The 25177-nt window shown below is 66.6% G+C and carries 29 protein-coding genes; 11 read left to right on the forward strand and 18 right to left on the reverse strand.

Annotated elements, in window-relative coordinates:
• Positions 1 to 256: 256 nt before the first annotated feature.
• Positions 257 to 1120: a sigma-70 family RNA polymerase sigma factor gene (locus D5S18_RS19270; RefSeq protein ID WP_120042455.1), complete on the reverse strand. Its 864-nt coding sequence runs from the start codon at positions 1118 to 1120 to the stop codon at positions 257 to 259.
• Between the two features lie 90 nt (positions 1121 to 1210).
• Here D5S18_RS19270 and D5S18_RS19275 point away from each other — a divergent pair, with 90 nt between their 5' ends.
• A complete protein-coding gene (locus D5S18_RS19275; RefSeq protein ID WP_120042456.1) occupies positions 1211 to 1900 on the forward strand; it encodes a nitroreductase in 690 nt (229 codons plus the stop codon).
• 17 nt (positions 1901 to 1917) lie between these two features.
• Here the strand turns inward: D5S18_RS19275 and D5S18_RS19280 are convergent, their stop codons facing one another.
• Together D5S18_RS19280 and D5S18_RS19290 are read right to left on the reverse strand one after the other, a co-directional pair.
• Positions 1918 to 2823: a LysR family transcriptional regulator gene (locus tag D5S18_RS19280; RefSeq protein WP_120042457.1), complete on the reverse strand. Its 906-nt coding sequence runs from the start codon at positions 2821 to 2823 to the stop codon at positions 1918 to 1920.
• A 338-nt stretch (positions 2824 to 3161) separates the two neighbouring features.
• On the reverse strand, positions 3162 to 3737 hold the full coding sequence (locus D5S18_RS19290) for a dihydrofolate reductase family protein (protein WP_120042458.1): 576 nt from the start codon (positions 3735 to 3737) through the stop codon (positions 3162 to 3164).
• A 71-nt stretch (positions 3738 to 3808) separates the two neighbouring features.
• Here D5S18_RS19290 and D5S18_RS19295 point away from each other — a divergent pair, with 71 nt between their 5' ends.
• Positions 3809 to 4384, forward strand: coding sequence for a TetR/AcrR family transcriptional regulator (locus tag D5S18_RS19295; RefSeq protein WP_120042459.1), 576 nt, complete (start codon positions 3809 to 3811; stop codon positions 4382 to 4384).
• Between the two features lie 84 nt (positions 4385 to 4468).
• Here D5S18_RS19295 and D5S18_RS19300 read toward each other — a convergent pair whose 3' ends face one another.
• Both D5S18_RS19300 and D5S18_RS34925 read right to left on the reverse strand, forming a co-directional pair.
• Complete coding sequence (locus D5S18_RS19300) at positions 4469 to 5194, reverse strand: tetratricopeptide repeat protein (protein ID WP_120042460.1); 726 nt, start codon at positions 5192 to 5194, stop codon at positions 4469 to 4471.
• A 100-nt stretch (positions 5195 to 5294) separates the two neighbouring features.
• Positions 5295 to 5441 (reverse strand): hypothetical protein, encoded by a 147-nt coding sequence (locus D5S18_RS34925; RefSeq protein WP_158607904.1) that lies wholly within the window; start codon positions 5439 to 5441, stop codon positions 5295 to 5297.
• A 559-nt stretch (positions 5442 to 6000) separates the two neighbouring features.
• On the opposite strand from D5S18_RS34925, the gene D5S18_RS19310 reads away from it, so the two are divergent.
• Together D5S18_RS19310 and D5S18_RS19315 are read left to right on the forward strand one after the other, a co-directional pair.
• Positions 6001 to 6477, forward strand: coding sequence for a hypothetical protein (locus D5S18_RS19310; protein ID WP_147404021.1), 477 nt, complete (start codon positions 6001 to 6003; stop codon positions 6475 to 6477).
• Between the two features lie 4 nt (positions 6478 to 6481).
• Entirely contained in the window at positions 6482 to 7069 is a 588-nt protein-coding gene (locus D5S18_RS19315) for a hypothetical protein (RefSeq protein ID WP_120042463.1), read from the forward strand.
• A 96-nt stretch (positions 7070 to 7165) separates the two neighbouring features.
• On the opposite strand, the gene D5S18_RS19320 is transcribed toward D5S18_RS19315, so the two are convergent.
• Genes D5S18_RS19320 through D5S18_RS19335 form a run of 4 tightly spaced genes read right to left on the reverse strand, consistent with a single transcriptional unit; the run spans position 7166 to position 10909 of the window.
• Complete coding sequence (locus D5S18_RS19320; protein ID WP_203236817.1) at positions 7166 to 8146, reverse strand: carbohydrate kinase family protein; 981 nt, start codon at positions 8144 to 8146, stop codon at positions 7166 to 7168.
• Positions 8139 to 8912, reverse strand: a complete 774-nt coding sequence (locus tag D5S18_RS19325) for an ATP-binding cassette domain-containing protein (RefSeq protein WP_120042464.1) — start codon at positions 8910 to 8912, stop codon at positions 8139 to 8141. The genes D5S18_RS19320 and D5S18_RS19325 overlap by 8 nt, the downstream gene beginning before the upstream one ends.
• Positions 8909 to 9868, reverse strand: coding sequence for an ABC transporter permease (locus tag D5S18_RS19330; protein ID WP_120042465.1), 960 nt, complete (start codon positions 9866 to 9868; stop codon positions 8909 to 8911). The genes D5S18_RS19325 and D5S18_RS19330 overlap by 4 nt, the downstream gene beginning before the upstream one ends.
• Before the next feature lie 3 nt (positions 9869 to 9871).
• Positions 9872 to 10909: a sugar ABC transporter substrate-binding protein gene (locus D5S18_RS19335; protein ID WP_120042466.1), complete on the reverse strand. Its 1038-nt coding sequence runs from the start codon at positions 10907 to 10909 to the stop codon at positions 9872 to 9874.
• A gap of 99 nt (positions 10910 to 11008) precedes the next feature.
• Here D5S18_RS19335 and D5S18_RS19340 point away from each other — a divergent pair, with 99 nt between their 5' ends.
• Positions 11009 to 12031, forward strand: a complete 1023-nt coding sequence (locus tag D5S18_RS19340) for a LacI family DNA-binding transcriptional regulator (protein WP_203236818.1) — start codon at positions 11009 to 11011, stop codon at positions 12029 to 12031.
• Between the two features lie 15 nt (positions 12032 to 12046).
• Here the strand turns inward: D5S18_RS19340 and D5S18_RS19345 are convergent, their stop codons facing one another.
• The 3 genes from D5S18_RS19345 to D5S18_RS19355 form a co-directional block, all read right to left on the reverse strand.
• Positions 12047 to 12508, reverse strand: a complete 462-nt coding sequence (locus D5S18_RS19345; protein ID WP_203236819.1) for a GNAT family N-acetyltransferase — start codon at positions 12506 to 12508, stop codon at positions 12047 to 12049.
• 161 nt (positions 12509 to 12669) lie between these two features.
• Positions 12670 to 13623, reverse strand: coding sequence for an AEC family transporter (locus tag D5S18_RS19350; protein WP_239003873.1), 954 nt, complete (start codon positions 13621 to 13623; stop codon positions 12670 to 12672).
• Positions 13624 to 13672: 49 nt separating this feature from the next.
• Complete coding sequence (locus D5S18_RS19355; RefSeq protein ID WP_282434867.1) at positions 13673 to 14044, reverse strand: asparagine synthase-related protein; 372 nt, start codon at positions 14042 to 14044, stop codon at positions 13673 to 13675.
• A gap of 150 nt (positions 14045 to 14194) precedes the next feature.
• Between D5S18_RS19355 and D5S18_RS19360 the strand changes: the two genes are divergently transcribed.
• From D5S18_RS19360 to D5S18_RS19385, 6 genes are all read left to right on the forward strand, one after another.
• Positions 14195 to 15547, forward strand: a complete 1353-nt coding sequence (locus D5S18_RS19360) for a helix-turn-helix domain-containing protein (protein ID WP_500797138.1) — start codon at positions 14195 to 14197, stop codon at positions 15545 to 15547.
• Between the two features lie 20 nt (positions 15548 to 15567).
• Positions 15568 to 16224 (forward strand): RibD family protein, encoded by a 657-nt coding sequence (locus D5S18_RS19365; RefSeq protein ID WP_239003874.1) that lies wholly within the window; start codon positions 15568 to 15570, stop codon positions 16222 to 16224.
• Positions 16225 to 16628: 404 nt separating this feature from the next.
• Positions 16629 to 16967: a hypothetical protein gene (locus D5S18_RS19370; protein WP_120042470.1), complete on the forward strand. Its 339-nt coding sequence runs from the start codon at positions 16629 to 16631 to the stop codon at positions 16965 to 16967.
• On the forward strand, positions 16964 to 17152 hold the full coding sequence (locus D5S18_RS19375) for a hypothetical protein (protein ID WP_120042471.1): 189 nt from the start codon (positions 16964 to 16966) through the stop codon (positions 17150 to 17152). The genes D5S18_RS19370 and D5S18_RS19375 overlap by 4 nt, the downstream gene beginning before the upstream one ends.
• Before the next feature lie 121 nt (positions 17153 to 17273).
• A complete protein-coding gene (locus D5S18_RS19380; RefSeq protein ID WP_120042472.1) occupies positions 17274 to 17861 on the forward strand; it encodes an HD domain-containing protein in 588 nt (195 codons plus the stop codon).
• 315 nt (positions 17862 to 18176) lie between these two features.
• A complete protein-coding gene (locus D5S18_RS19385) occupies positions 18177 to 19328 on the forward strand; it encodes a UDP-N-acetylglucosamine--N-acetylmuramyl-(pentapeptide) pyrophosphoryl-undecaprenol N-acetylglucosamine transferase (RefSeq protein WP_282434868.1) in 1152 nt (383 codons plus the stop codon).
• Between the two features lie 216 nt (positions 19329 to 19544).
• On the opposite strand, the gene D5S18_RS19390 is transcribed toward D5S18_RS19385, so the two are convergent.
• From D5S18_RS19390 to D5S18_RS19420, 6 genes are all read right to left on the reverse strand, one after another.
• Complete coding sequence (locus D5S18_RS19390) at positions 19545 to 19979, reverse strand: NUDIX domain-containing protein (RefSeq protein ID WP_239003875.1); 435 nt, start codon at positions 19977 to 19979, stop codon at positions 19545 to 19547.
• 284 nt (positions 19980 to 20263) lie between these two features.
• The gene (locus tag D5S18_RS19395; RefSeq protein WP_239003876.1) at positions 20264 to 20839 is read right to left on the reverse strand and encodes a DinB family protein; all 576 of its coding nucleotides are present in this window, start codon (positions 20837 to 20839) and stop codon (positions 20264 to 20266) included.
• Between the two features lie 358 nt (positions 20840 to 21197).
• A complete protein-coding gene (locus D5S18_RS19405) occupies positions 21198 to 23027 on the reverse strand; it encodes a hypothetical protein (protein ID WP_120042475.1) in 1830 nt (609 codons plus the stop codon).
• Complete coding sequence (locus D5S18_RS19410) at positions 23024 to 23935, reverse strand: hypothetical protein (protein ID WP_120042476.1); 912 nt, start codon at positions 23933 to 23935, stop codon at positions 23024 to 23026. The genes D5S18_RS19405 and D5S18_RS19410 overlap by 4 nt, the downstream gene beginning before the upstream one ends.
• Positions 23936 to 24062: 127 nt before the next feature.
• The gene (locus D5S18_RS19415) at positions 24063 to 24362 is read right to left on the reverse strand and encodes a hypothetical protein (protein ID WP_120042477.1); all 300 of its coding nucleotides are present in this window, start codon (positions 24360 to 24362) and stop codon (positions 24063 to 24065) included.
• Positions 24363 to 24457: 95 nt separating this feature from the next.
• Entirely contained in the window at positions 24458 to 24991 is a 534-nt protein-coding gene (locus D5S18_RS19420; protein ID WP_147404023.1) for a hypothetical protein, read from the reverse strand.
• Positions 24992 to 25177: the final 186 nt, after the last annotated feature.

Below are 25177 nucleotides of genomic sequence, written 5' to 3' on the forward strand. Positions count from 1 at the left end.
AGGTCTCCTTCATACATCTATCCGGACCAGGCACTGGCCGAGCTGTGCGAATCTGCAACGTATCAGCCATCGTCGCAGGGTGGCGATCGCGAGGACGACCCCATCGCTGGTGATTCCCATCGTTCGAAGATCAAGGTCTCGGCAAGGTGGGATTCGCCGACCTGGAGATGCCGCGTCCGAGGAAGCGAACGATCTCCAGATGGTGACGCCGCAGTCGATAGGGATCGGTCTGGGGCACAACGTTATTGACGTGACCTCAGGGAAGTACCGCGAGTTCGAGTCGCGCGAGCCGCTCCGGATCGGCGATGAGGCGATACTCGGTGATCCGATCGTCGGCGAACTCGAAGGTCAGGATCGACTTGACGCGACCGTGCGGCGCCACGGCCATCCCGACCGCGCCGTCGACCAGCAGCAGCGTCGCGAACCGGGAATTGCGGCCGAACGCGGACACCTCCCCCGCCACCGTTCGCGCGCCCCGCGCCTCGGTGGGGCGGTCGGGTCCGATCGCGTGCCGGTCGGCGTGACGCACCACATCGGGCGAGAGCACCTCGAGCAGTGCGGCGAGATCGCCCGCGCGGGCCGCCGCGAGGAACGCGGTCGCGACCCGCCGCTGCCGCGCCACTTCCTCGGCCGGGATCACGTTGTCTCCCTGCACTTTTCGCCGCGCGCGGCTGGCGAGCTTCTTGGTGGTGTCGGTGGTGCGCCCCACCATCGGCGCGATCCGCTCGAACGGCACCGCGAACATGTCGTGCAGGACGAACGCGACCCGCTCGTCGGGGCCGAGCCGGTCCAGGACGACGAGCATGGCGCGCCCCACCTGCTCGACCAGCACCGCCTCCTCCTCGGGAGTGCCCTCGGGCGCGGGTCGGTCCCCGGGGTGGTCGTGGCCGATCAGATCCTCGCGGCGGGACTGCCTGGCCCGCAGCATGTCCAGACAGATGCGCGAGACGACGGTGGTGAGCCAGGCGGGCAGATTGTCGATACCGTCGGCGGCGGCCAGCCGCAGCCAGGTCTCCTGGACGGCGTCCTCGGCTTCGAAGGCGGAGCCGAGCATCCGGTAGGCGATGAGCCGGACTTGGTCGCGATGCTGCGCGAAGCGCTGCTCGAGCACGCTGTTCATGGGGGGCGGTCACCTTTCCTCGGGGTCATCCGTCGAAACAGTGAAGGCCGTACACGATCGACACCGAGAACCGAGGGAGCAGCCTACTCGATGGATGTCTACACCGCTGTCGCGGGCCGACGCGCCGTGCGCGCGTTCGACCCGCGACCGATTCCGCACGACACGCTCGAACGGGTGATGACCGCGGCGACCCGCGCGCCTTCCGGCGCGAACCTGCAACCGTGGCGCGTCTACGTGGTGACCGGGGCCGCGTTGACGCAGTTGAAGCACCGCACCGGCGCGCGGGTCGCGAGCGGCGATTCCGGTGACGAACCCGAGTATCGGATGTACCCGCCGCGACTGCCCGAACCATACGGGCAGCGTCGCGCGGCGGCGGCCGAACAGCGTTACGGCGCTTTGGGTATCGCGCGCACCGATGACGCGGGCCGCGCCGCGCAGGTGGCCAGGAACTGGGACTGCTTCGGCGCGCCCGCCGCGCTGTTCTGCTACATCGATGCGGTGATGGGACCGCCGCAGTGGGCGGATACGGGGATGTTCCTGCAAACGGTCATGCTGTTGCTGCGCGCCGAGGGTTTGGACAGTTGCCTGCAGATGGCGTGGTCGATCTACCATCGCAGCGTCGCGGAAACCGTTGGGCCGCCGGAGGGTTCGACCCTGTTCTGCGGGATGTCGATCGGATACGCCGATCCCGATGCGCGCGAGCCGCGCATCGATCGGGCGCCGGTGGGCGAGACCATCTCCTTCATCACCGAACAGATGTCGGCAGCGGTCGGCGGCTGACACCCCGGCGGCGGTGCTCAAACCTCCTGCACTCCAACCCGATTCAACGTGGAGATGATCTCGCGCAACCAGCGCTGCGCGGGGTCGGCATCCAGGCGGGCGTGCCAGAACATGCGGATCTCGAAGGTGGGCAGGGTGACCGGGATCGGGACGCGGCGCAGGCCCAGGGTCGGGCCGTAGTGCGCGGCGAATCGGCTCGGCGCCAGGCCGAGGTACCCGTTGGAGGCGATGAGCAGGGCGGCGACGGCGAAGGTGGGGACGACGGCGGCGACCCGGCGCCGCAGCCCCGCCTCGGTGAGCGCGTCGTCGAATGGTCCGCGCGCGACACCCCGCCGTGAGGCCGAGACGTGCGGGTATTCGCAGAGTTGCGCGAGGGTCGGGCGGTCGGGCAACGGACTCTCGACGCGGGCGAGGCCGATCATGTGCTCGCGGTAGAGGTCGGCGCGGTGGATACCGGGGACGGACTCCTCGCGCACGCCGATATCCAGGTCGACCGAGCCGTCGCGCAGCGCCTCCACGCTTTCGCTGCCCTCGGCGACGAAACGCAGGATCACGCCGGGCGCGACCGCGGCGGTGGCCTCGACCACGGCCGCGGCGAGGGTCGCCGCGACGCCGTCGTTGATGCGGATGGTGAAGGTGCGCGACAGGTCGGCGGGCGCCAGGTCGCGGTCGGCGCTGATCAGCGCGGCGGCCTCGTCCAGCAGTGAGCGCACCCGCGGCGCGACGCGCAGCGCGAACGGTGTCGGGGCCAGTGTGCGACCGGCCCGCACCAGGATCGGGTCGCCGGTGGCGCGGCGCAGGCGACCCAGCGCGCGACTGGTCGCGGGGATGGAAAGGTGCAACCGTTCGGCGGCGGCGGTGACACTGCCTTCCCGCAGCAGGGCGTCCAGCACCCGCAGCAGGTTCAGGTCGAGTTCGGCCATGTTTGCACCATACGCAAAGACTTGTTGCCCAAGTTGCGTGGCACGCATGGTCATCGGATTCTACCGCCTGGACCAGGTCATTCAATGTCGTTGTCCGCGAACCGACCCCGCTGCGCGCCCGTCGCGAATCGTCGGTTCGTTTCCGCTCACACGGCGACCGGACCCGCCGTGTCCGGCGGTTCGCCGACCCATGGCTCGCCAGGGGCACCCGATGATGGCGGAGACCGCGCGGCTCACCAATCTCACGCTCGTCGATCTGCCGACGGGGCACTGGCCGATGTGGAGCAGGCCGGACGAGCTGGCCGCCGCGATCTCGGATTCGGTTGTGCCGCAGCACTTCAGGCGCGGTCGAACACGGTGATCTGTGCGCCGTTGCTGAACTCCCTGCGTTCGGTGACGCCGAACCGCGTTGGCGAGAAGTCGCCCGCGAACACGCGCACGCCGTCCCCAGCCAGCACCGGGTAGCTCTTGATGATCAGCCGGTCGACCTCGCCGAGGAGCTGTCCGGCCAGGTTGCCGCCGCCACAGAGCCAGATATCCAGACCCTCTTGGTTTTTCAGCTCGCGGACCAGTTCGACCGGGTCGGCGTCGACGATGCGCACCCTCGGGTTGTCGATGGGTGCGAGGGTGCGGGAGAAAACGTATTGCCGCAGGTGGTCGTAGGGGCTGTCGGTGCCGGCGGCGAGGCCGGGTTCGTAGCTGCCACGCCCCATGAGGACGGTGTCGAACTCCTTGTTCGGGGTGTCGAGCGGCATCCCGAACAGGCCGCGGACGTGGGTGGGCACGGTCTCCGGGTAGCGCTCGACGGCCCATGCCGTCATGTCCTCGCACATCGGGTAGAAGTCGTATTCGCCTTGGGGACCGGCGATGTAGCCGTCGAGGGAGACCGCCACGTAGTAGGTGAGCTTTCGCATCCTTACCGCCTCATCTGTAGTACTATGTGCGAACCGGTTGAAACGTACTACTACGAATGGAGTGGTGTCAAGTGGCACGCACGAATCCGGCACGGCGACAAACCCTGCTGGACGCATCGATCGAGGTCCTGGCCCGCGAAGGAGCTCGCGGCCTCACCTTCCGCGCGGTCGATCAGGAGGCGGGCGTACCCGCCGGGACGGCCTCCAACTACTTCCCCAACCGGGACGCACTGCTCGTCCAGATCGGAAATCGCTACTACGAGCGACTGATCCCCAGCGACGAGACCATGGCGAAATCACGCGGACCATTGACCCGCGCGACCATGACTGAGCTCATGACCGAACTGGTCGAGCGGATCTCCCGATTCCGCACCGGCTACCTGGCACTGCTCGAACTGCGACTCGAGGCCACCCGCAGGCCCGAACTCCAGACCCTGCTCACCGAGCGGGTGCACGCGGACCTGGACTTCAATATCGCCAACTATCGAGATTCCGGACTCCCCGGCGGCGAGGACACCGTCGTGCTGCTCTATCTCGCGCTGAACTGGTTGATCCTCGACAAACTCACTCTCCCCGGCATTTTCGACGACCAGCGGTCGGCCGAACTGGTGCGAACACTTGTGGAGCGCGCGATACCGGCCGACTGAAACACGCCAGCGCGGCGGGCCTCGCCGCGGCTGTGCGCGCGGTCGCCGACTCCGCCCGCGAGCGACCTTGAACAATCGCCTCGGCTATCCCTGCTGTTTCAGCCGGTCCAGGAACAGCGTCCGGTTGTAGGTCGCCAATTCCACGTGGAGCGCAAAGGATTCCGGCTGCTCGTAGTCGAGACGTCGATACAGTTCGAGGGATTCCTCGGTGGCACGCAACGCGTCGGTGAGTTCTCCGACCTCCGAGATATAGCTACCGAGTTGATGCAGGGCTGCGGCCAGAAAGGAGTTGTAGCGTGGTCGGCGTGGGGCAAGGTGGCGCAGGATGCGGACGAGTTCCTCGCCGAAGGGTAGTGCCTGCCCTGGTTCACCGGCCTTGTCGAGGGAACGGGCCAATTCGTCCAGAGCGGTCAGCAGAACGGGGCCGAACCGACGCGGAGCGTGGGGCATTCGCCCTCGGCACAGGGCCAGTGCCTGCCGTGCGTCGGCCACCGCCTCCCGCTCCCGGCCCGAGCACCGCAGCACGTTCGCGCGCAGGTTCAGCGCCGCCGCGTATTGAACTTCGGTGGTCGTGCGCCGAACGGTCGTCGGGCGGCGGCAGATTCGCAGCGCCTCCTCGACGTCGATCAGAGCGTCGTCGTACCACCCTGCCGCGGCCAGGCCCAACGCCCGAAACCGTAGCGCGCAGGCGAGGTCCGGACCGAGGCCCGGCAGAACCGAAGTCGCCGGTCGCAGTATCGCGACCAGCGTGGTCATGATCTCGGGGTCCCGCACCCACTGCCGCAACGCACCGGCGACACGATGTGCCATATGGACCACCTCAACGACTAGCCACGATATCCGTTCCGAGCGTACGGCAGCCGATCGAATCGGACCACCCGGTCTGCATCCGCTGCTGTGAATACCTGTTCTACGCTCCTGCCCACCAGCGGCCACCGGGAAGCGGGCCGGTGGGTGCGGGCAGCGAGATCGTCACCGGCGCAGCGGCTTCCGCTTCCGCGATCTCCCCGGCGACGAGCATCGCGACGGCGGCCGCCGCAATCGCGAACCGGCGCAACGTTTTCGATCGGATGACGACCCCTTTCGCGGTGCTTCCGGATGGAAACAGTACCGGACGCGGGGGTCGGGAAATCGGCGAGCTTGTCGCCCACTTCAAGATATAGCGGCCCCCCGGTCTTGCCGCAAGGCCCGGTAGTTGGTGCACAATTTCCAGCCGAAGCCGTTCACCTGCGGATATCCGGAGTCCGCGACCGGGTGGGCGACCCCTTCGACAGTGTCCGACGAGTGATCGACTCGCCGGCGAGATACATAACGACTGACGCCGCCCAAGGCTGCGCCGGCAGGGGTTGCCGCAAGGTCGCGGCCGGCGAGCGGGCCGTTTTCGGGAAGCGCATCCGGCAAGCAAACGGTTCGGGGGCTAGGTGCTGAGTCGTCTACCCGGGTGGATAGATGACACATGAATTATGTTGCGGCGGAACCGCTTGCGGTCCGGGTGCGTCCAATGAATCGACCGCCTTTCTTTGCCGTCGGGGGGTGTCTCGTGCTCGGGGTGGCACGGAATCCGATGCCTGGGTGGGCGAGTCGATTCGCGTTTCGACGCAAGGGAGGGATGCCCCATGAAGGTGCGCACTTATCGATCGGCTTCACCGACGAGCCGAGTCGGTCGAATGGTGTTCTTCGCAGTGGTACTGATGATCGCTGTGTTCGCGAGCGTGCCGGTCTCCGGTAGCGCACAGGCTTCGTATCAGCCATGCACCAACTACAGAGTCACGACCCAATGGGGCAGAGTCGAAGTCGACACCAGGCCGGCAGGAGCGGACTCCATCGGCAATATCGCGTGGGCCATGTTCCTCAACGACATCTCCCATACCCCAGGAAGGTACGACTACCAGGTATTGGTCAACGGCAAGTCCATCCTGACGGATACGGTCCACAAGGACGACAACCTGCACATGACGATCCCTCGGTATCAAAGGGGGCATTACGTTTACGAGTCGGGAGACGAAATCCAGGTAATCGCATCTCACGCCCCCGGCGACGTCCTGTATGTAACCCCCATCAACCGCTGCACTGTCCCCTACACGGCAGGATAGTTACATGGATAAGGAGATATCGAGGCGAGGCGCCGACCTGCTGGCGAGCGACATCGAGTCGGCTCTCGGCTTCGAGGTGCGGATCGACGAAACGATCCCGGAGCGTCTCCGTCGGCAAGCCGATCCACCCGGATGGTGGATCGAATTCACCATCCCCGCTTTGAACATCCTGGTTGGCTGTGCCCCCGGTGAGCACACCGCCGGCGGTGTGGCGTGCGAACTCGCCCGGCGTATCCACGATGACGTGCTGGCCCGCAGTGGAAAGATCTGGCCTGCCGATCCCGAGGGTGGAGACCAACCGTTGCTCCCCGCTCTCGACGGATGGCACGGGCTGGGCGGACTTATCCCGTACGGGCAGGTCAGGGTGGCGAAGGATCCGGATCGGAGCCTCGACGGTGTGGTCCGATGGTGGCTGCCCCACAGCTACGACGGACTCATCGCCAGCCACTGCGGCGACGTTTGGTTCTCCCGCTGGCAATATAAGGGCGACGAACAGCGCATCGCGCCGGGCATGCCTGTGACATGGCTCATCGGCGAGGGCGGGCACGGGAAGTACAGCAAGGCAAGCGAAGTCCGGCCGGCTCAGCTGTAGCCGCAGACGGCTCAGCATGAGGCGCTCGATGAAGCTCCACGGCCCGGATGTGGCGATCCGCACCGACCGGTGCGGACGAATCGCGTTCGGCGACCGTTACTGCCGTGGAGGTCCCTGGTGCGCGGGCGCGGCGAGGATCTCGGTGCGGGTCGGCGGGTTCGCGCCGCGTCGGGCGCAGGTGAGTGCGGCGACGAGGATGGCGTCGTCGAGCAGGTCGGCGATCTCGTCGGAGGTCGAGGCACGCAGGGCGTCTCGGCGGGACGCGCCGAGCAGGTCGCGGCGGTGCAGGTGGGCGAGCAGACCGGAGGTGAAGGCATCGCCCGCGCCGACGGTGTCCACGACGGTGACGGTGCGGCCGGGGCGCTGGATCGGGCCGTGCTCGGGCGACCCGAGGGCGACGGCGCCGGCCGCGCCGAGGGTGACGATCGTCAATGCCGGTCCGCGAGAGTTCCAGTCGCGCAGCACATCCTGGATCGGGCGACCAGGGTACAGCCAGTGCAGGTCCTCGGCACTGGCCTTGATGATGTCGGTGACCGGGAGCATGGTCTCGATCCTGGAATGGACATCGGCGCGGTCCTCCAGCAGGGGCCGACAATTGGGGTCGTAGGAGATGGTGGCGTGGGGACGGGCGCGAACGACCAAGCGCTGCAACACGTCCGCACCGGGCGGCAGGATCAGCGCGAGCGAGCCGGTGTGCAGGGCGCGGACATCGCCGTCCAGGGCGTCGGCCAATTCCGCATCGGTCCACTGCCAGTCGCAGGCGCCGTCCAGGCGGAAGTCGTAGTCGGCGCTGCCGTCGGGAGCGAGATCTACCAGCGCCAGCGAACTCGGTTCGCTCGCCCCGACGGCGTACCGCAGGTCGACTCCGTTGCCGGACAGGTGTCGACGCAGTCGCCGCCCGAGCAGGTCGGCGCCGAGCCGGGCCAGCATCCGGGTGGGCACTCCCGAACGGGCCAGTCCCACCGCGACATTGGCGGGACTCCCGCCGGGCGCGGCCTGGAATTCGTCGGCCCGCCCGGTGGGCACCATATCGATCAGCGCCTCCCCCGCCACCGCCACGATCCCGTCGCTACGCATCACCGTCGACCTCCACGCCCGCCATGGCTCCCGTCATCAGCGCCACCGCGTCGGACATGCTGAACTCGTGCGGCCGGATCACCGCGACCCGCCTGCCCAGTCGCTGGATGTGCACGCGGTCGGCGATTTCGAAGACATGCGGCATATTGTGGCTGATCACGATGACGGCCAGTCCGCGACGGCGTACCTCGCGGATGAGGTCGAGCACCATCGTCGATTCCTTCACCCCGAGCGCGGCGGTGGGTTCGTCCATGATGACGACGTGTCGGGCGAAGGCGGCGCCGCGGGCCACGGCCACGCCCTGCCGCTGCCCGCCGGAGAGGGTTTCCACGGTCTGTCGCATCGAGCGGACTCCGATCTCGAGGGTGTCCATATGCGTGCGGGATTCGGCGAGCATGCGCGGCCGGTCCAGCATGCGGAACACGGTGCCGAGCAGGCCGCGGCGACGCAATTCCCTTCCCAGGAAAAGGTTTTCGGCGATATCGAGGGCTGGGGCGACGGCCAGGTCCTGGTAGACGGTCTCGATGCCCGCGCGCCGGGCCTCGAGGGGACCGCGGAAGCGGACCGGTTTCCCGCCGAGCAGGATCTCGCCCGCGTCGGGGGTGAGCGCACCCGACAGCGCTTTGATGAGGGTGGATTTCCCGGCCCCGTTGTCGCCGATGACGGCCAGGATCTCGCCGGGGCTCAGGTCGAGATCGACGCCGTCGAGCGCGGTGACGTGCCCGAACCGTTTGACCAGTCCCCTGGCCGCGAGCACCGCTGTCACCGTTGCCTCCCGCGGTTGAGTCGGTCCACGGCGACGGCCGCGATGACCAGGATCCCGGTGATCAGCGTCTGATAGATCGATGGCACGCCGATCAGTTGCAGTCCGTTGCGGATGATGCCGACGATCAGCGCGCCGAGCAGGGTCCCGATGACGCTGCCGCGCCCGCCGAACAGGCTGGTGCCGCCGAGGACGACCGCGGTGATGGAGTCCAGGTTGTCGCTCTGGCCCGCGTTGGGGTCGCCGACGCCGGTGCGGGCGACCAGCAGCAGTGCGGCGATGCCGTAGAGGAGTCCGGCGGTGGTGTAGACGCCGAGCAGTACGCGGCGGGTGTCGATTCCGGCGAGGCGCGCCGCCTCGGGATTGTTGCCGACCGCGTAGACGTGGCGGCCCGCCATGGTCAGGCGCAGCACGTACCAGGCGGCGGCGAACAGGGCCAGCATCACCACCGATCCGTAGGTGATGTCGGTGCCGCCGAGCGGGAAGGTCTTGTCCAGCAGTGTCATTGCCCGCGGCAGCCCGGAGACGGTCTGTTCCTGCGAGTAGATGTGGGTCAGGGCGAACGCGACACCGTAGACGCCGAGGGTGACGATGAACGGCGGCAGCCGCAGCACACTCACCAGCAGTCCGTTGACCGCGCCGAATCCGGCGGTGAGGCCCAGCGCGAGCACGATGGCCACCGGCACGGGCAGTCCGGCGTCGACCGCGAGTTTGGTGACCGCGATATTGCCCAGTGCCATCACCGCCCCGTTGGACAGGTCGATGCCCGCGGTGAGGATGATCAGCGTCTGCCCGATGGCCAGGGTGCCGACCACCATCACCTGTTGGACGATGAGGGAGAAGTTCGCGCCGGTGAGGAAGCGGTCGGAGCGGGCGGCGAAGAAGACGACCGCGACGGTGATCGCGATCAGCGGTCCGATATTGGGCAGCGCGAGCAGTCGCGCGAGCGGTGTGCGCATCTGTCAGCCCCAGCAGTTGTCCAGGCCGTAGGCGACATCCTCGGCGGGCACGCCCGGTTGCGGTTTGGCGGTGATGAGGGTGACCCCGGTGTCGGTGTAACCTTCGGCCTTCTTCCCGGTCTTCGCGAATTCCGCCACCGCTCGCACGCCTTTGCTCGCCATCAGCAGCGGATACTGCTGGGAGGTGGCCGCGATGCGCCCGTCCTGCACCGCCCGCACCCCGGTGCAGCCGCCGTCGACGGACACCAGGATGGCCTGATCCTGCTTGCCCGCAGTGTGGAGAGCCGTATACGCCCCGAGCGCGGACTGCTCGTTGATCGTGTACACCACCGAGATCGCGGGATCCTTCTGCAAGCAGGTCTCCATCGCGGATTGCGCTTTGGCCTGATCGCCCTCGGCCGGTTGCGCGCACACCACATTCGGGGCGCTCGCGTCCTGCTTCATCTCCTTCGTGGCCTGCGCCGCGCCGAATCCGGTGAGAAATCCGTTGTGCCGCAACACCCCCACCGTGACGCCGGGATTGAGGTCGATCATCGCGATCCGCGCCGGACGATCCCCGAGGGCGGCCTTCGCGTATTTGCCGATGAGCTCGCCCGCCGCGAAATTGTCGGTGGCGAACAGGGCGTCGACCGCGCTCGCGGGATCGGTGGGGCTGTCCAGGGCGATCACCTCCACACCTTTGGCGCGCGCCTTCTGCACCGCCGGGACGATGGCCTTGGTATCGCCGGCGGTGATCAGGATGCCCTTCGCGCCCGCGTTGACCATGTTCTCCAGGGCGGTGACCTGACTCGCGTTGTCCCCGTCGAACTTTCCGGCGGCGGTCAGCAGTCTCACCCCGGCGGCGTCGGCCTCCTTCTGCGCGCCCTGCTTCATCTTCACGAAGAACGGGTTGGTGTCGGTCTTGGTGATCAGGCCGACGATCGGCTCGCCGCCGCCCGTTCCCGCTCCCGAGCCGCAGGCGCTCGCGGCGAAAGCCAGTGCGGTGGCGGCGAATCCGGCGGTGACAGTGCGGGCGAGGGTGCGGCGGTGATGGGGATGCATCGGCGTACTCCCTGCGGAAGACAACGTTGTCAGCACCCTAGAGTGTGATCTGGCTCATGTCCAGGGATTCGAATAGCCGATGGCACTTACCGTTTCGGGATGGGCAGCGAACCCGGACCGGGGCGGGCCACCATGCGCGAGGTCGCCGCGCGGGCCGGGGTCAGCATCAAGACCGTGTCGCGGGTGGTGCGCGGCGAGACCGGGGTCTCCCCCGAATTGGCCTGCCGCGTCACCGAGGCGGTCACCGCCCTGGACTACCGGCACAATCTCGCCGCCAGCACCCTGCGCGAACAGGGACACAAGACGGCCGCGATCGGCCTGGTGCTGATGGACGTCGCCAATCCCTATGCCGCAGCGCTGCATCGGGCCGTCGAGGACACCGCCCACGCCCGCGGCACCCTGGTGTTCGCGGTCAGCGGCGACGAGGATCCCGCCCGCCAGCGTCAAGTCCTCGACGCACTGCTCGCCCGCCGCGTCGACGGACTGATCGTGGTGCCCGTCGGCGACGAGTACGCGCTGCTGCGCCGCGAACATCGCCGCGGCACCCCCGTCGTCCTGGTCGACAGGGCCGGCGGCGGCGACCTCGACAGCGTCACCGTCGACAACCGCGCGGGCGCCCGCACCGCCACCGCGCATCTGGCCGGCTTCGGCCACCGTCGCATCGCCTTCCTCGGCGACCTGCGCGGCATCCGCACCGCCGCCGAACGCCACCTCGGCTACCTCGACGGACTCCCCGCCGCCCCCGACCCGACCCTGATCCGCCACGATCTGCGCACCGTCGCCGCCGCCGAACACGCCGCGGGTCAACTCCTCGACGCACCCGCCCCGCCCACCGCCGTCTTCAGCGGCCAGAACCTGATCACCATCGGGGCGCTGCGCGCGATCCAGCGCCGCGGCCTGGAAAACCGCGTCGCCATAGTGGGATTCGACGACCTGCCGCTCGGGGAGCTACTGCGCCCCGGTTTGACGGCCGTCGCCCAGGACCCCGCCGCCATCGGTCGAGCGGCGGCGCGGTTGCTGTTCGCGCGACTCTCCGGAGAGGACACGGACGCACGCCACCTGGTGGTGCCCACCCGACTGCTGGTGCGCGGGTCCGGGGAATTGCCGCCGCCGAGTCGATGATTCGGCACTCGCACCTCAGAGATCGCGATCGAACCACACTTGATCGCGCAGGGGGATTCCGTCGACATCGAGGTTGAGCGGGTAGCCGGTGTCCGGGCCGAAAGCGTCCCGGACGATGCGGGTCATCCGGAAGCCGCAACGCTGGTAGAAGCGGAGGTTGCCGATATCGGCGGTGGCAGTGGCGACTTCGACGCGGCGCGCGCCCGCCGCACGGGCCTCGGTGACGGCGCGGTCGATCAGGTCGCGGCCCAGACCACGGCCGCGATGAGATTCGGCGATGGCGAGATTGACTATCTCCCAGGTGTTTTCGCCGTGTGGTGCGGCGAGCAGTTGACCGACGATCTCGTCACCGTCGCGCGCGACCCAAACGCGGCCGGTGTCGAGATAGCCCGCGAGCAACCGCTCGGAATCCTCGGCCAGCCGCAGCAGCCAGGCGATCTCGCTCCGGTCGCCGGTGTACTCCTCGATCCGCACCATTGCCCCTCCTTCATGGGTCGGCAGATAGCCTAGTCCGGCGATATTGTCGGGCGACGGTGCTTCGGGTCTCGGTGCGGAAAGTTCCATCTTGGGCGAGTTCGGATTCGATCCGGATCGTCGGGTCGTTCGCGGTCGTGTCTTGGTCTCACCCATGCGTGTCGTCATCGTGCGATGACCGCCCATATCGGCAGCAACAGCAGCGCGGTGAGGGATGTCTTCACCACGACCGAGGCCGCGAGGTCGACTTCGGTGTCGTATTGCTGGGCGAAGATGAACAGGTTCTGTGGTGCGGGCATGGCGGCGATCATCACCACTTGGCTCAGCCGTATTCCGGTCAGCCCGAAGACGTATCGGCCGACCGCCAGGGCGAGCAGGGGGAAGAGCACGCATTTGAAGCCGATCAGCCAGTACTCGTCGCTGGTCGTGCCCCGTATCCGCAGCCCGGTGCCGCCGAGATGCAACCCCAGCGCGAACAGCGCCGCCGGTGATGCCGCGGCACCGGCCATCGACAGCGTGTCCAGTGCCCAGCCGGGCACCGGTAGGTGGGTGAGGTTGGCGGTGATGCCCGCGTAGCAGGCGAGTACCAGCGGGGTGGTCAGGGCCGCCCATATGCCGCGTCGCACCTTGACCGCCGTGGGGACGCCGGAAACGTCGTGGCCGCCCGCGGATTCCATGATCGTGATCACCACAACGGTCAGCACGCAGACCTGGAGCAGGATCACCGGGAAGATCGGTGAGGCGTCGCCGAACAGCAGGATGAACACGGGGATCGCGAAGTACGCGGTGTTCACCTGGCAGGCGCTCATGATCCGCAGCGCTGTTCCCTTGGTGCTCGTCCCGGTCACCGCGCGCGCCACGACCGCGACGACCACCATCCCGGCGACGGCAGCGGTCGCGTACGCGCCGATCGCGGTGGGGTCGAAGACCCGGCGCGGATCGCTCGTGTAGAGGCTGCCCAGCAGATAGGCGGGGATCGCGAACCGGAAACTGAACTCCGAGAACGCTTTCGATACCGTCGAGTCGATGATCTTGCGGCGGGCGAAGACGACGCCCGCCCCGAAGATCAGCGCGACCGGCGCCAGTTTCTCGATCGTGGTGACGATCCCTCCGGTCACCCGCTGCCCTCCAATCCCGTCGTCTCTGTCTCGTCTCCTCGGTCCTGTCTCACAGTCGCAGACCCCGTACCGCGAGCCATCGCTCCAGGATCAGGATCGACCACAGCAGTTCCGCGGTCTGATTCGTCGGCCGGCTGGTCTGTCGCTCGAACAGCGATTTCACGTGCACCGCGTTGAAGAGGTTCCCGCAGTGTGCGGCTGGGAGCACGAGGTCACCGACCATGTCGTGCAGCGGTTGGCCCTGGGCCATCATCGCCGTGATCGGCAGAGTGAAGGGCTGCTTGTCGCGGTCGATGATGCTGTCGGGAAGCATGCCGCGCGCGACCGCCGCCACGGGGGCCTTCCACTCTCGAGGTCGTGCCGGCTCGGCAGCAGGACTCGGATCACACGAATCGCCTCGCATTCGTCGGCTGGCAGGGATCGCGCCCGCCGCCGGGGAGCCGGGTACCGGCTCGACCCGGCGGCGGGGCTATCTCAAACATTCCGCAACCGCGCAGGAGAGACCAGGTACGCATGGGGTACCGAGAAGGTACTCTCGGATCACTCGACGCGTGAGTGGGGACGCAATCGAATGAAATCGCTGGGACGATGGACTGGACGCGAAGGAGCCGCGTTCCGGACTGCGCTGGGCATGAGGCGTGAGGCCTTCGCGGCTCACACAGGAGTTTCAGTGGAGGCGGTGAAAAAGTGGGAACGGCGCAAGGAAACCATCGAGCTGACCGTTGCCTATGCCGCGCGCATGGACCGCAAGCTACGTGAAGCCGAAGCTGCTGTGACAGAACGCTTCTGGTCATTGCTTGAAGGCCCTGCGGCGGTAACGGTCGAGGCGGGGCATCGGCTCGGTGCACTGCTGGAAACCTGCGCCGACACCGATCAGATATTGGTTGCTGCGCACACCGCTGCGGGAGAGGTGGTTTTGGTGTCCATTCCTCGGCGCGCATTCGTCGCCGGTGTCGGAGGTGGCACCGTCGGTTTGGCTGCCAGTGCCGCACTGTCAGCCAGTCCGCTCGCCGCTGCGTTCGCTCGAAGCGACATCGACCACATTGGATTCTTCCGCGACAAACGGATGAACATCATCGAGTCCGACAACATCTACGGATCCGCTACTACTCTGCCGGAGGTCCTCACCGCGATCGATCGCATGCAAGCCCTGCGGCGAGCGAAAGTCGTCGATTCCCAAAGCATTTTGCGATTGCTCGCGATGTACGCCGAAACCGCAGCCTGGCAGTACCAGGACCAGCGGATGTTCGACCATGCCGAGCACTGGGCCGAGAAAGCACTGACCTGGTCACATCAGCTCAGGGACGACTACTACATCGGGTTGTCGCTGGTGCGGATGAGCCAGTTGGCATCCGACCGCGGCGACGGTGTGAGCAGCGCTGAACTGGCCGAGGCTGCCGGACTCGCTGCACCCCGCGATTCATTGTTCACTGCCGCAGCGGTTGCCTACAGAGCACATGCGCTCGCACTCGAAGGAGACTCGACTGCGAGCGCTCGCGCCTACGACACGGCCCGAACGTTGGTCGGCACCGCCGACGCTGATCCGACGTGGGGGTTCTTCCTCGACAACTCATACATCGACGCCTACCAGGCGCACAGCCTCACGGCCCTCGGTGAATACGGTGCCGCCATCACACGGTTCGACGAAGCGACCGAGCGCATGCAGTCCGGATACCCGCGTGACCGCGGTGTTTACCTGGCACGTTCGGCCGTCGCCCACATGGAGGCCGGACATATCGAGCCCGCAGCGGCGCTGGGCACCCAGGCCCTTCAGATCGGCATCGCCACCGGATCGGAACGGATCATGGAAAGAGTCCTTGCGTTGGCAGGCATGATGGATCCCACCAGCACTCAGACCAGCGTCGGTGAGTTCGTCAACGAGTTCAAGCAATGGAAGGCAGCAATTTGCCCCGACCGTACGTAGTCCTGTCCGTCGCGGCGAGCGTGGACGGCTACATCGACGACACCGTCCCCGAACGGCTCTACCTGTCCAACGAAGACGACTTCGACCGCGTAGAAGTCGTACGAACCGAATGCGACGCCATCCTGATCGGCGCGGAAACGCTCCGCCGCGACAACCCCCGCTTGATCATCAAAAGCGAGGAACGACTAGCAGCCCGCGCCGCCGCAGGCAAACCAGCACACCTCCAGAAGATCGTCGTCACCGGCTCCGGCAACCTCGACCGTGATGCCAAATTCTGGCATCACGGTGTGCGGGAGTGTAGGCCGATCGCCTACACCACCGACACCGGCGCGGCGAAACTGCGCGACCGCCTCGGCGACCTCGCTACCGTCGTATCGCTGGGTGCAAGAGTCGAATTCGGTGCCCTGCTCGACGATCTCGGCAACCGCGGCATCGATCGTTTAATGATCGAGGGGGGCACCAGCATCCACACTGCGATACTCGCCGCCGGTTTGGCCGACGAACTTCATCTCGCCATCGCCCCGCTGCTCGTCGGCCAAACCGAAGCACCTCGATTCGTTAATCCTGCCCACTTCCCCGGCGGCTCCCGGCGGCGAATGCACCTGATCGACGTGACCCAACTTGGGGACGTTGCCGTGTTGCGGTACCTTCCGAAAAGCGATTCTGATTCCCACTGACGCTCATCCTGAAGCCGCCTTGGATCGTCAATCTGCTTTCGACTCGCGGGCTTGCTATCTTCCGTCGAATGCCCGGTGATCACACTGCGTAGTCCGGCCCGATCTCCGTAGTTGTGACCCGCGCCGAGGCGGGCCGCTGAGGTCGCCGATGCGCATCCCAGGGGTTCGAGTGATAGATACCCAATTTCGTTGTCCTGCACTACGTGGTCCCAGATGCTGTTGCTCCGGTGCGGCAAGCGAATGTGTGGAGTCCGGGCAATTGCGTTCGTGGTGGGTTGCCGCAGAAACTGTGGGTGATGTGCTGGATGGGTTTGCGGTAGCGGACCTGTCGGGGATGCGTGTTCGGCGGCCAGGGGTGCCGGTAGCAGTGCTCCAGTTTTCCGCACTGGTGGAATGCGCGGGCGATGTCGGACCAGTCGCGGGCGCGGTTCTCCGGCAGCGGGATCGACGCCTACCGACCGGACGATATTCTTCTGCGCCGCCAGGCCACCTACCTGCTCGGGTTCGACCAACACCCGGACTCGGAAACCTGGATTACCGGCCAGGCTCTGCGCCGCCTGCACAGCTCACCACACGACGCCGCCCCGGCCCGCCTGGCGGTGCGGTCCGCCGTGATCACTCTGGCCGGCCACGGCGACCCGGACCCGTTGCGCCACTACGTCGCCCAGCTCGCCGACGATCACTATCAACAGGTCACGAACCTGCTGTACTGGGCACACTGGGTCGGGAAATCGGGAATGTGACCTACCCCGACGACACCGCGATGGTCGGCATCGACCCGCAAAGCTGGACCGGCCGAACCCTTCTGCTACACCTGACCCGGCGGATAGAGCCCGGATCAAATCACCTCGACCTCCACCTTCGAACACTCGCCGACCTGATTTCGAGCCACCCACACCTGATCGACGAACCGGGACTGCGCACTTGAACCATGGCCGCGGTCGATCTGGTCGACGGCGATCCCGCATTGAGCACCCCCGCCCGCCGGACCCTCGATAGCCTGGGCTACGCACTACGTCTCCGACGATGACGCGACTAAGGAACCCAATATGGACGCCAACCAGCAGCTCGACAACGACACTGCCCACGAGATCGCGGCGTTCGCCTTCGAGTTGGGCGTCCTCAAACGCGAAACCCGCAAGGGATGGCTCGATGCGTGCGTGCCCAGCCCGGAATCCGTCGCCGAACACACCTGCCGCACAGCGCAACTCGCAGCGCTGATCGCCGCCTATGAAGGCGGCGACCCCGCTCGCGCCGCCCACCTGGCACTGTGGCACGACAGCCAGGAAACACGGCTGCGTGATCTCAACCAGGTCGCGAAGCCCTTCCTCGGCGACCCCGACCATGAAGCCGTCACCGACACCCAGACCTCCGGCCTTCCCCAGATATTGCAGGTGCTCGTTCGCGACACCGTCGCCGAGTTCGAGGCACAGGCCACCGTGGAGGCTGTCTGCGCTCGCGATGCCGATCGCCTCGAGTGCCTGATTCAGGCCCTCGAATACCAAGCCGCCGGCAATAGCCTCATGGGCGAGTGGATCACGGGGTCCAAGGACCGGCTCAAGACCACCACCGCCCACCGCATCGCCGAAGCAGCGATGACGACCCCGGTTCTGAAGTGGCGCACAACGATGGGCTAACTATCCCGGAACGCGCAGTTCAGGGCAGCAGATTTCGTCGGACAAAGCGCGCCGACCCGCCACAACCCGGCCCATGAGATCGGGGCCGGGTTCCAATTCGATCGGCCGCGAGGGCGGCGGAATCGGCGTGGTCGTGGCGGGTCGGTCTCGGCTCCTACCAACACTCCCGTGAAACCGGGAACACGCTGGTGCTGGATTGTGTGCCAGACTCGCAAGCTCGCACACCATCCCGCCGTCCGATCAGGGAGCGTCGCCGTGGCCGATCTCGACCGCACTTCTGTCCTGACCCGAGTAGCCGAGCGCGGGCGGGTCAGGGTGATCGTCGCAGGAGGCGGCACCGGCGGACACACCTATCCCGCTGCCGCCGTGATTCGCGCTCTGCGGACGCTGGTCAGCGACGCAGGTGCGGCCGCGGATGTGCTGTGGGTCGGCACACCCGATTCGCTCGAACAGCGTGTCGCTGTGGAGAACCGGGTGGACTTCGCCCCGCTCCGGGCGGGCCGGTTGCGTCGGGACCACAATCCGCTGCGGATGCTGACCGACGTCGAGAACATCAAAGATGCTCTGCGGCTTCCGGGTTCGGTCATCGCGGCCATCCTGCTGGTCGCGAAGTTCCGGCCGGACGTGGTGATCGCCACCGGTGGATATGTCGCCGTGCCGGTCGGTGTCGCCGCGGCGCTCCTGCGCCGACCGTTGCTGATCCATGAACAGACCTCCGGCATCGGCAAAGCGAATGAACTCCTGGCCCCCGTCGCTACCCGTATAGCTGTCAGTTCCGCTGCTTCGCTGGAGCTGTTACGGGGAAAGGCCCGTGATCGCGCTGTCGTCACCGGCAATCCGATCCGCGCCGCGCTGATGGCGGGCGATCCGCAGGCTGCGGTGCGGGCATTGGAATGGGGCGGGTACACCCCGGAGTTGCCCACGGTCTACGTGACCGGAGGCGCGCAGGGAGCGTGTCAGATCAACGATTTGATCATCGCGATACTGCCCGAACTACTCCAGGTCGCCAACGTCGTTCACCAATGCGGGCGGACATCGTTCACCGACATCAACCGCCACGCCGAAACACTGCCCGGTACGTTGCGTGCCCGATACCAGCTCCACGAGTTCATCGATGTAGACCTGCTCGCAGACATCTTCGCGCTGGCGGATATTGTCGTATCACGTTCCGGCGCTGGGACTCTCGCCGAGCTGACCGCCCTCGGCAAGCCATCCGTCCTGATCCCCTACCCACATTCGGTCGGTGGCGAGCAGGCTCGCGGCGCCGAGCACCTCGCCGATCACCACGCCGCCCGCGCACTCATCGGTAACGACGCTACAACGGATCGACTTCGAGCCGAACTGTTCCACCTGTTGTTCAAACCCGCTACACGAACGGCGATGTCTATGAACGCAGCGGCAATGGGCCATCCGAACGCTGCCGCCGAACTCGCTGTAACTGCCCTTGATCTGGCGATGGGCTTCTGACCGAGCGACTCTGGAAAGAGACCTCGGTTCGTTCCCTGACCGTCGACGCGGCCACCCGCCCTGCCACCGCCACGGCGATGCTCGATATCATGCAAACACCTGTAGCGCAAGGGAACTCAACCGGCTGCGATTGGCCGAGCACGAGCGGGCCATGCCGAGGAGGTGGACGCTATTCCTCGCCTTCATCGAGTTCGTCCTCTTCCGACTTCTCTTCCTCTAGGCAATAGGCCGCCCCTGCTCGCAGATAACGGTGCCGCCGCCCTCGACGGCATTCAATGCCGCGGCGAGGCGGTCGGCGAGCAGCGGCTTCACTCTCGCACGCGCCTGGTCGAGCGAAAGGAACCTGGCCGACAGAATCTCATTGTCGGCCAACACCATTGACGCAAGATCGGCGTCGGTGATCAGGCCGCCGTCGAAGAGGAATATGACGCCTTCCGGACGTGAATCCTGGGCGCGCACATAGTCGACCACGAGCAGGCGACCGAGCGGGCGTTCCCATCCGAGCTCTTCGGCCACCTCCCGCCGCGCGGTCGCCCACGGGGCCTCATCCTCCTCGACCGCACCGCCCGGCAGCTCCCAGTTCGGCTTGTAGGAAGGCTCGACCAACAGCACGCGACCAGCGCTGTCGCGCCACAACACCCCTGCGGCCATTCGCTTCCGGTTCAACCCCGCAACGTACTGATCAACTGGCAGTACTCCCCCAGAGGCCGGTATGTCGGAACCGGCACCCGTCACTTGCGGCATGGCAGCGGACTCTACGATCTCTCGCCATCTTTGTCGATGCTCCGCCGCGACAATTCAATCGGGTACCGACTCAACGGAGAAGCGGGCTGCGGTGTTGGAGTTGGCCGTCGCCCATATCGTTGCGAGAGTATCGACCTGACGGTTCGGCGTCAGAAGACCCGGTGGCGCGAAAAGTCGTGCTACGCGAGGCCTTATGGCAGTCGGTTCATGATTGCCTGCGGGTGGTTGGAAGCTCGCTGGAGGCGGAGTTGGCCGATTTCCGCGGCATTCTTCATCAGTTCGGCGTTCACCCAGGCGACCATGTGGGCGACGGTGTGCTGGGGGTCGTTCTGCCACGGGAACGGGGCGGGGGAATCCAGGTCGGCGTCAGTGAACCGGCCGAGCGCCTCCAGCCAGTCCGCACGTAGACCACGCAGCCACTCGACGGCAGGCTTACCCGCACCCGGCCACGTGATGTCACTGCGCTCGCGGGGCGTCCTGCTGTGCGCGTGGTCGATGGCCACGCTCCACCACCAGCCGATGTGCCAGCTCAGCCAGCCAATAGTTGGTACAGGAACGGGGTCGGGCTCACTGTCCGCCCAGTCCGGCACCCACGTCCCGTCGTCGGCCCGATGCACCGTCCAGCAGTTTGCGGCGGGCTTCCACAGGAAGTCGTCGGATTCGAGCCTGTCCAGGTGGTACTCGAACAGGGACCAGGTCAGGTCGAACTGCCAGCGAAGTAGGTCGAGTGCATATCGCGGGGAGACTTCGTTCTGAAAGGCAGACACCGGCAGACTCTTGCACAACATCGATGTCGGCGGGAATCGATTATTTGAGAGCACAGCGACTCACACGATGTCCGCCTCGGGCAGTTGTCGACTGTTCACCCGTCGTCCCGGCATGGCAACAGGCGGCGTGCCGCTCGACGTGACCGACGACGCGAGTGTGGCCGCGGCGTCCGTACCCCGCGACAGGGCGCGGCCATCGCGATTCGCCTCGCGACCCTGCCCGACGACGGACCGACCGGTGGATTCTTCGACGACGCCGGAACGGTGCCCTGGTGACAGGCACGCCGGAACCCACGGTTCCTCGCGGTCGGGCGCGCGCGACGCTCGAACTCCGCACCGGACCCGCGATATTTGGACCCTATTCCTCGTCTTCGTCGAATTCGTCCTCGTCGTCTTCGTCCCACTCCTCTTCCCTGATATCGGACTCCTCCAACGGACGAACCATCGGAATGCTCACCGTCGACTGCTCATAGGTCGCCCGCCACGAGTTGCGGAAGAAGTCGAATTTCAAATGCCGCAGGCCCGCGTATTCGGCGAACAGGATCGGCGGGACGAGAAAGTGGGCCGCCGCGACGGTATTCGAGGCGACGACCAGATCCTCCGGCCCGACGGTGAGGTACACGGGGCCTTGGCAGGCCGCGAAGTTCACCGGCGCGGGCGCTCGCTTGCCGAGGACGTGGATGCGGTTGCCCTCGACGACGAACATTTCCGGATCGAGCAGCACATCTTCGCCGAGCATCAGGATCGGCGCGGGCATGATGTCGGCCTTCGCGGCATCCTGCGCGTGCCGGTAATGCTCGATGACCTCTTCATTGCGCTCGACATCGAGGGTCTCGACGATGTAACCGTCGTTGCAGATCGGGCAGGCACAGTCGGGAAGGTCGAAGCCGTCGAATTCCTCCGGTTCGGGGAACAGCAGCGACTTGTCGAAGGCGACGATCGGCGCGCTGCCCGACTTGTCGGCGAGGAAGGCCGGGATCCAATCCGAATTCTCGGCGTGGATCACCTCCGCCGCGCACTCGGCGCGGAAGGTGGATTCGCCGATCCCGCAGTTGAAGTAGTCGAGCAGGGTGATCGCCGCGCATTCGGGCAGCGACAGATCATCGGCGAACCAGAAGTCGTAGCCGTTGGTCACGAAATCTCGGCCGCGAAACTGCTTGTGCAAGAAGGGTTCCGGCGTGGTTCCCGGAGCGGGTCCACGCCAGTGCGCGGCGGCGACCTCGTTGTAGTAGGCATCGGCGTGGCGGGCCAGTTCGGGCGCGAAGACGCTCTCCCCGGTCAGATAGCAGGCTTTGCCGAACAGTGCCGCGATCCGCGGATCGTGCTCGACAGCCGGATCGGTGAAGATCAATTCGGTCCGCAGGAAGACCTTGCGGCCGTCGCGGTAGGGCGCGCCTTCGTGCTCGTAGCGCTGATCGAAGATCACGCAGGTGCAGGCTTCGATCTCGTCCAGCGCGGCGCCGCCGATCAGATCGAGCGCGGGTTCGCCGGAGCCGCCGGTGAGGTAGAGCAGCACCGTGTAGCGGGAGATATGCGAGTGCGCCGCATCGTAGTAGGGCGTATCGCGGTGGCGGTGGAAATTGGCGTCGCCCGGTTCGAAACGGTTGCAGCGGAAGACGGGATTCACGTGCGAGAAGCCCGCGAGCGGCAGCGCCTCGGACACCGCGGCGGTGAGAGCGTCGGCCAGCCGCGCCGAATGGAAGATGAACCGGTCACCGCCGCGGGTGGCGGCATTGAGCGGCGGGACGTAGAGGCCGAGCGAGTCGAGTCCTTCCAGGCTCGCACGGGTGGCTTCGGGCAGTTCCAGTGCGAATGTGTAAGCGCCGTCGGCGAATTCGTGGCGGCCGGTGAGCGTCAGTTCGGCATCGGCGAACAGGTAGTCGAGGGGGAGGATGTTCTCGAAGGTGCGCAAGGACAGTTCGCACGGATCGACGAAGACGGCGGCCAATCGCGGCGCGGCGCCGGGCCTTGCGAACAGCTCGCGCACCCCGACGTCGATGTGTTCGGCCTCGACGAAGCGGACCGCTTTGAACCGGGCCGTCGGATGCCAGCAGATCGCCAATCCGTCCACTACCGCAACGGGTTCGGCGGTGGTGGCGTTCACCTCGTCGCGGTAGCGGGCGACCGCATCGGCGGGAGCGCGCTCGGCCGACAGTTCGAAGAACCGATCACGCAGTGCGATACTCATACGCTCCTCCAATAGCTGCGCAGGGCAGGCGGAAGCTGCGGGGCGGACGCGAGCATTCGCGCGCCGTCCTCGCCCACATCGGCGCGATACAGCCACAGTCGCGTGAGCGAGCCGATGAACGGCGCTTCCAGCAGCGCGCGCACACCTTCCACGCCGATGTTGTTGTAGCGCAGGTCGAGTTCGGTCAGCCGAGTCAGGCCGTGCAGCGCACGCACACCCACTGCGGTGATCAGGTTACGCTGCAGATGAATTCGGCGAACACCGGCGAAGGACCCGGCTCCCGCGAGCGCGGCGATACCCACATCGCCCACCCGACTGTAGCGCAGGTCGAGCATTTCGAGTCGCGCGACAGTGGGATCGCCCGCCGCGGCGAGGGCTTTCGCACCGGGACCACCGAGGCGCAGATAGGCCAGATCGAGTTCCACCAATCGGCCGAGATCGATTGTCGCGAGGGCGTCGACCTCGATGCGCGTTTGCGGCCCGTTCGCGCCGATGTTGTAGTCGGGGAACGGGAAACTGTCCTGGCGGGGGTCTGGTTCGATGCGCAGCGCGGTGACGAACCGCTGCCGCAGCGCCTGTGCTATCAGCGTGGGTTCGTCATCGGACCACACGATCCCGACTTTCGTCGCGAACCCGTGCCGACGGGCCAGGCACGTCGAGTTCGACGGTAGTTCGGCGTCCCAACCCTGCTGGTGTTCGCTTGTCAGGGCGGCGATCTCCCGATCGAGGTCCGAGCGATCACCGGGACCGATGCGGGCGCGCTCCTGTTCGAGTCGAATCAGTCTGCCTCGCGCGTCGCCGCACCCGTCGAGCCATTCGCCGTAGGCGCGCCACGTGGCGGGATCGTCGGGATTGTCCCGCAGCCGCTGTTCGAGGCCCGCGCTGTCCACCGCACCGGTCGCATTCATTGCGAGGATGCTAACAGTCGCGGCGTCTTGATGAACTGTTCAGTGCCACAATGGTTTCAGGGGCACGAACACTACCGACCGCCTATCTCCGGCAAAGCAGTTCACCGCGCGGCCGCGGCCTTCCCGGCTAGATCCGGTCGAGATCGGGCAGGGTGCCGAGCTCGTCGGAGACGAGCTCGCCCAAAGTGCCGAAGAATGCGGCGATTCCGGGAAGATTCGGCCCCTTGGCTCTGGAAGCGTGGAAGTCGGCCGCCGTACGCCATCCGACGATGTCGAGCCATTCGTCATCGGGGAGTTGAATGAGCTGTGCGCCGAGAAACCCGGTCCTGTCGGCCTCGAAATCGGCCACCATGGCGGGTCGGGCCGCCAGCATGGCACGGGTGTTTTCCGGGGCGACCCGGAATCGGGTCAGCTCTATCGTGGACATGGCGTTCAACTCCAATCGATATTTCACACGCCCCTTGCCGCAGTCGTATACGGCGATTTCGGCAAGGGGAGAGCGTGATTCAAGGTATCCGACCGCTACGGGCGAGTCGTGGTGGTCGGCGCGGGAGCGCTCGTCGTACCGCAGAAGGTCTTCGTGCCACAGGTGTCGGTGCCACCAGCCGTCGACGGCGGAGCACTGGTGGTGCCGCAGAACGTTTTCGTCCCGCAGGTGTCGGTGCCACCGGCCTGCGGCGCCGGAGTCGTTGTGACGACACCGCATTGGACGGTGCTGTCGCACCCGTCGGTGCCGTTGAACACCGGAGGAGCCTGGGTGGCGCCGCCCGCGTCGCCGGGCTGCTGAGCGACGGTCTGCCCGGTCCCGCCGCCACCCGAATTCCCTTCGGCACCACCGGAATTGCCGCCTCCACCGGAGTTGCCCGGTGTCGCGGTGGTGGTGACCGGTGGTGTCGTCTTCGAGACGACGGTCGAAGTGGCTGTCGCGGTAACGGAGTGCGTCGTCCCGGAATTCTTGTCGGCCGAACAGGCGGTCATGATCAACGCGGGCGCGACAATGCCGAGCGCGAGCCCCACCCCGGCACGCAGGCGCCGTCCTTTACCCAACATCCGCATAGTCCCTCTTCCTGCCCACGCTCCGCTGCCCGAAACGGGCGGTCGCGCACCGACAACCGGATACCCCGGTTCCGACCGGTAGCCGCCGACGACCCTGGTCGTTGCGCGGCAAAATCTGTCGCCACGCGCGTGCCGCGCCACAGCGACCACGCCGCGCCCGAAACGGGACACTACGCACCCCATCCG

The organism is Nocardia panacis (genome assembly GCF_003598715.1).
GTDB lineage: Bacteria > Actinomycetota > Actinomycetes > Mycobacteriales > Mycobacteriaceae > Nocardia > Nocardia panacis.

Excerpts from the sequence above, each read along its gene's own strand:
- D5S18_RS19335 (WP_120042466.1), bottom strand. The coding sequence starts at position 10,909 with ATGCATCCCCATCACCGCCGCACCCTCGCCCGCACTGTCACCGCCGGA.
- D5S18_RS19410 (WP_120042476.1), bottom strand. The coding sequence starts at position 23,935 with ATGAATGCGACCGGTGCGGTGGACAGCGCGGGCCTCGAACAGCGGCTG.
- D5S18_RS19300 (WP_120042460.1), bottom strand. The coding sequence starts at position 5,194 with ATGGCACATCGTGTCGCCGGTGCGTTGCGGCAGTGGGTGCGGGACCCC.
- D5S18_RS19290 (WP_120042458.1), bottom strand. The coding sequence starts at position 3,737 with ATGCGAAAGCTCACCTACTACGTGGCGGTCTCCCTCGACGGCTACATC.
- D5S18_RS19360 (WP_500797138.1), top strand. The coding sequence starts at position 14,195 with ATGAAATCGCTGGGACGATGGACTGGACGCGAAGGAGCCGCGTTCCGG.
- D5S18_RS19310 (WP_147404021.1), top strand. The coding sequence starts at position 6,001 with ATGAAGGTGCGCACTTATCGATCGGCTTCACCGACGAGCCGAGTCGGT.
- D5S18_RS19380 (WP_120042472.1), top strand. The coding sequence starts at position 17,274 with ATGGACGCCAACCAGCAGCTCGACAACGACACTGCCCACGAGATCGCG.
- D5S18_RS19280 (WP_120042457.1), bottom strand. The coding sequence starts at position 2,823 with ATGGCCGAACTCGACCTGAACCTGCTGCGGGTGCTGGACGCCCTGCTG.
- D5S18_RS19270 (WP_120042455.1), bottom strand. The coding sequence starts at position 1,120 with ATGAACAGCGTGCTCGAGCAGCGCTTCGCGCAGCATCGCGACCAAGTC.
- D5S18_RS19345 (WP_203236819.1), bottom strand. The coding sequence starts at position 12,508 with ATGGTGCGGATCGAGGAGTACACCGGCGACCGGAGCGAGATCGCCTGG.
- D5S18_RS19390 (WP_239003875.1), bottom strand. The coding sequence starts at position 19,979 with ATGGCCGCAGGGGTGTTGTGGCGCGACAGCGCTGGTCGCGTGCTGTTG.
- D5S18_RS19275 (WP_120042456.1), top strand. The coding sequence starts at position 1,211 with ATGGATGTCTACACCGCTGTCGCGGGCCGACGCGCCGTGCGCGCGTTC.
- D5S18_RS19405 (WP_120042475.1), bottom strand. The coding sequence starts at position 23,027 with ATGAGTATCGCACTGCGTGATCGGTTCTTCGAACTGTCGGCCGAGCGC.
- D5S18_RS19420 (WP_147404023.1), bottom strand. The coding sequence starts at position 24,991 with ATGCGGATGTTGGGTAAAGGACGGCGCCTGCGTGCCGGGGTGGGGCTC.
- D5S18_RS19340 (WP_203236818.1), top strand. The coding sequence starts at position 11,009 with ATGGGCAGCGAACCCGGACCGGGGCGGGCCACCATGCGCGAGGTCGCC.
- D5S18_RS19315 (WP_120042463.1), top strand. The coding sequence starts at position 6,482 with ATGGATAAGGAGATATCGAGGCGAGGCGCCGACCTGCTGGCGAGCGAC.
- D5S18_RS19415 (WP_120042477.1), bottom strand. The coding sequence starts at position 24,362 with ATGTCCACGATAGAGCTGACCCGATTCCGGGTCGCCCCGGAAAACACC.
- D5S18_RS19320 (WP_203236817.1), bottom strand. The coding sequence starts at position 8,146 with ATGCGTAGCGACGGGATCGTGGCGGTGGCGGGGGAGGCGCTGATCGAT.
- D5S18_RS19330 (WP_120042465.1), bottom strand. The coding sequence starts at position 9,868 with ATGCGCACACCGCTCGCGCGACTGCTCGCGCTGCCCAATATCGGACCG.
- D5S18_RS19370 (WP_120042470.1), top strand. The coding sequence starts at position 16,629 with ATGTCGGACCAGTCGCGGGCGCGGTTCTCCGGCAGCGGGATCGACGCC.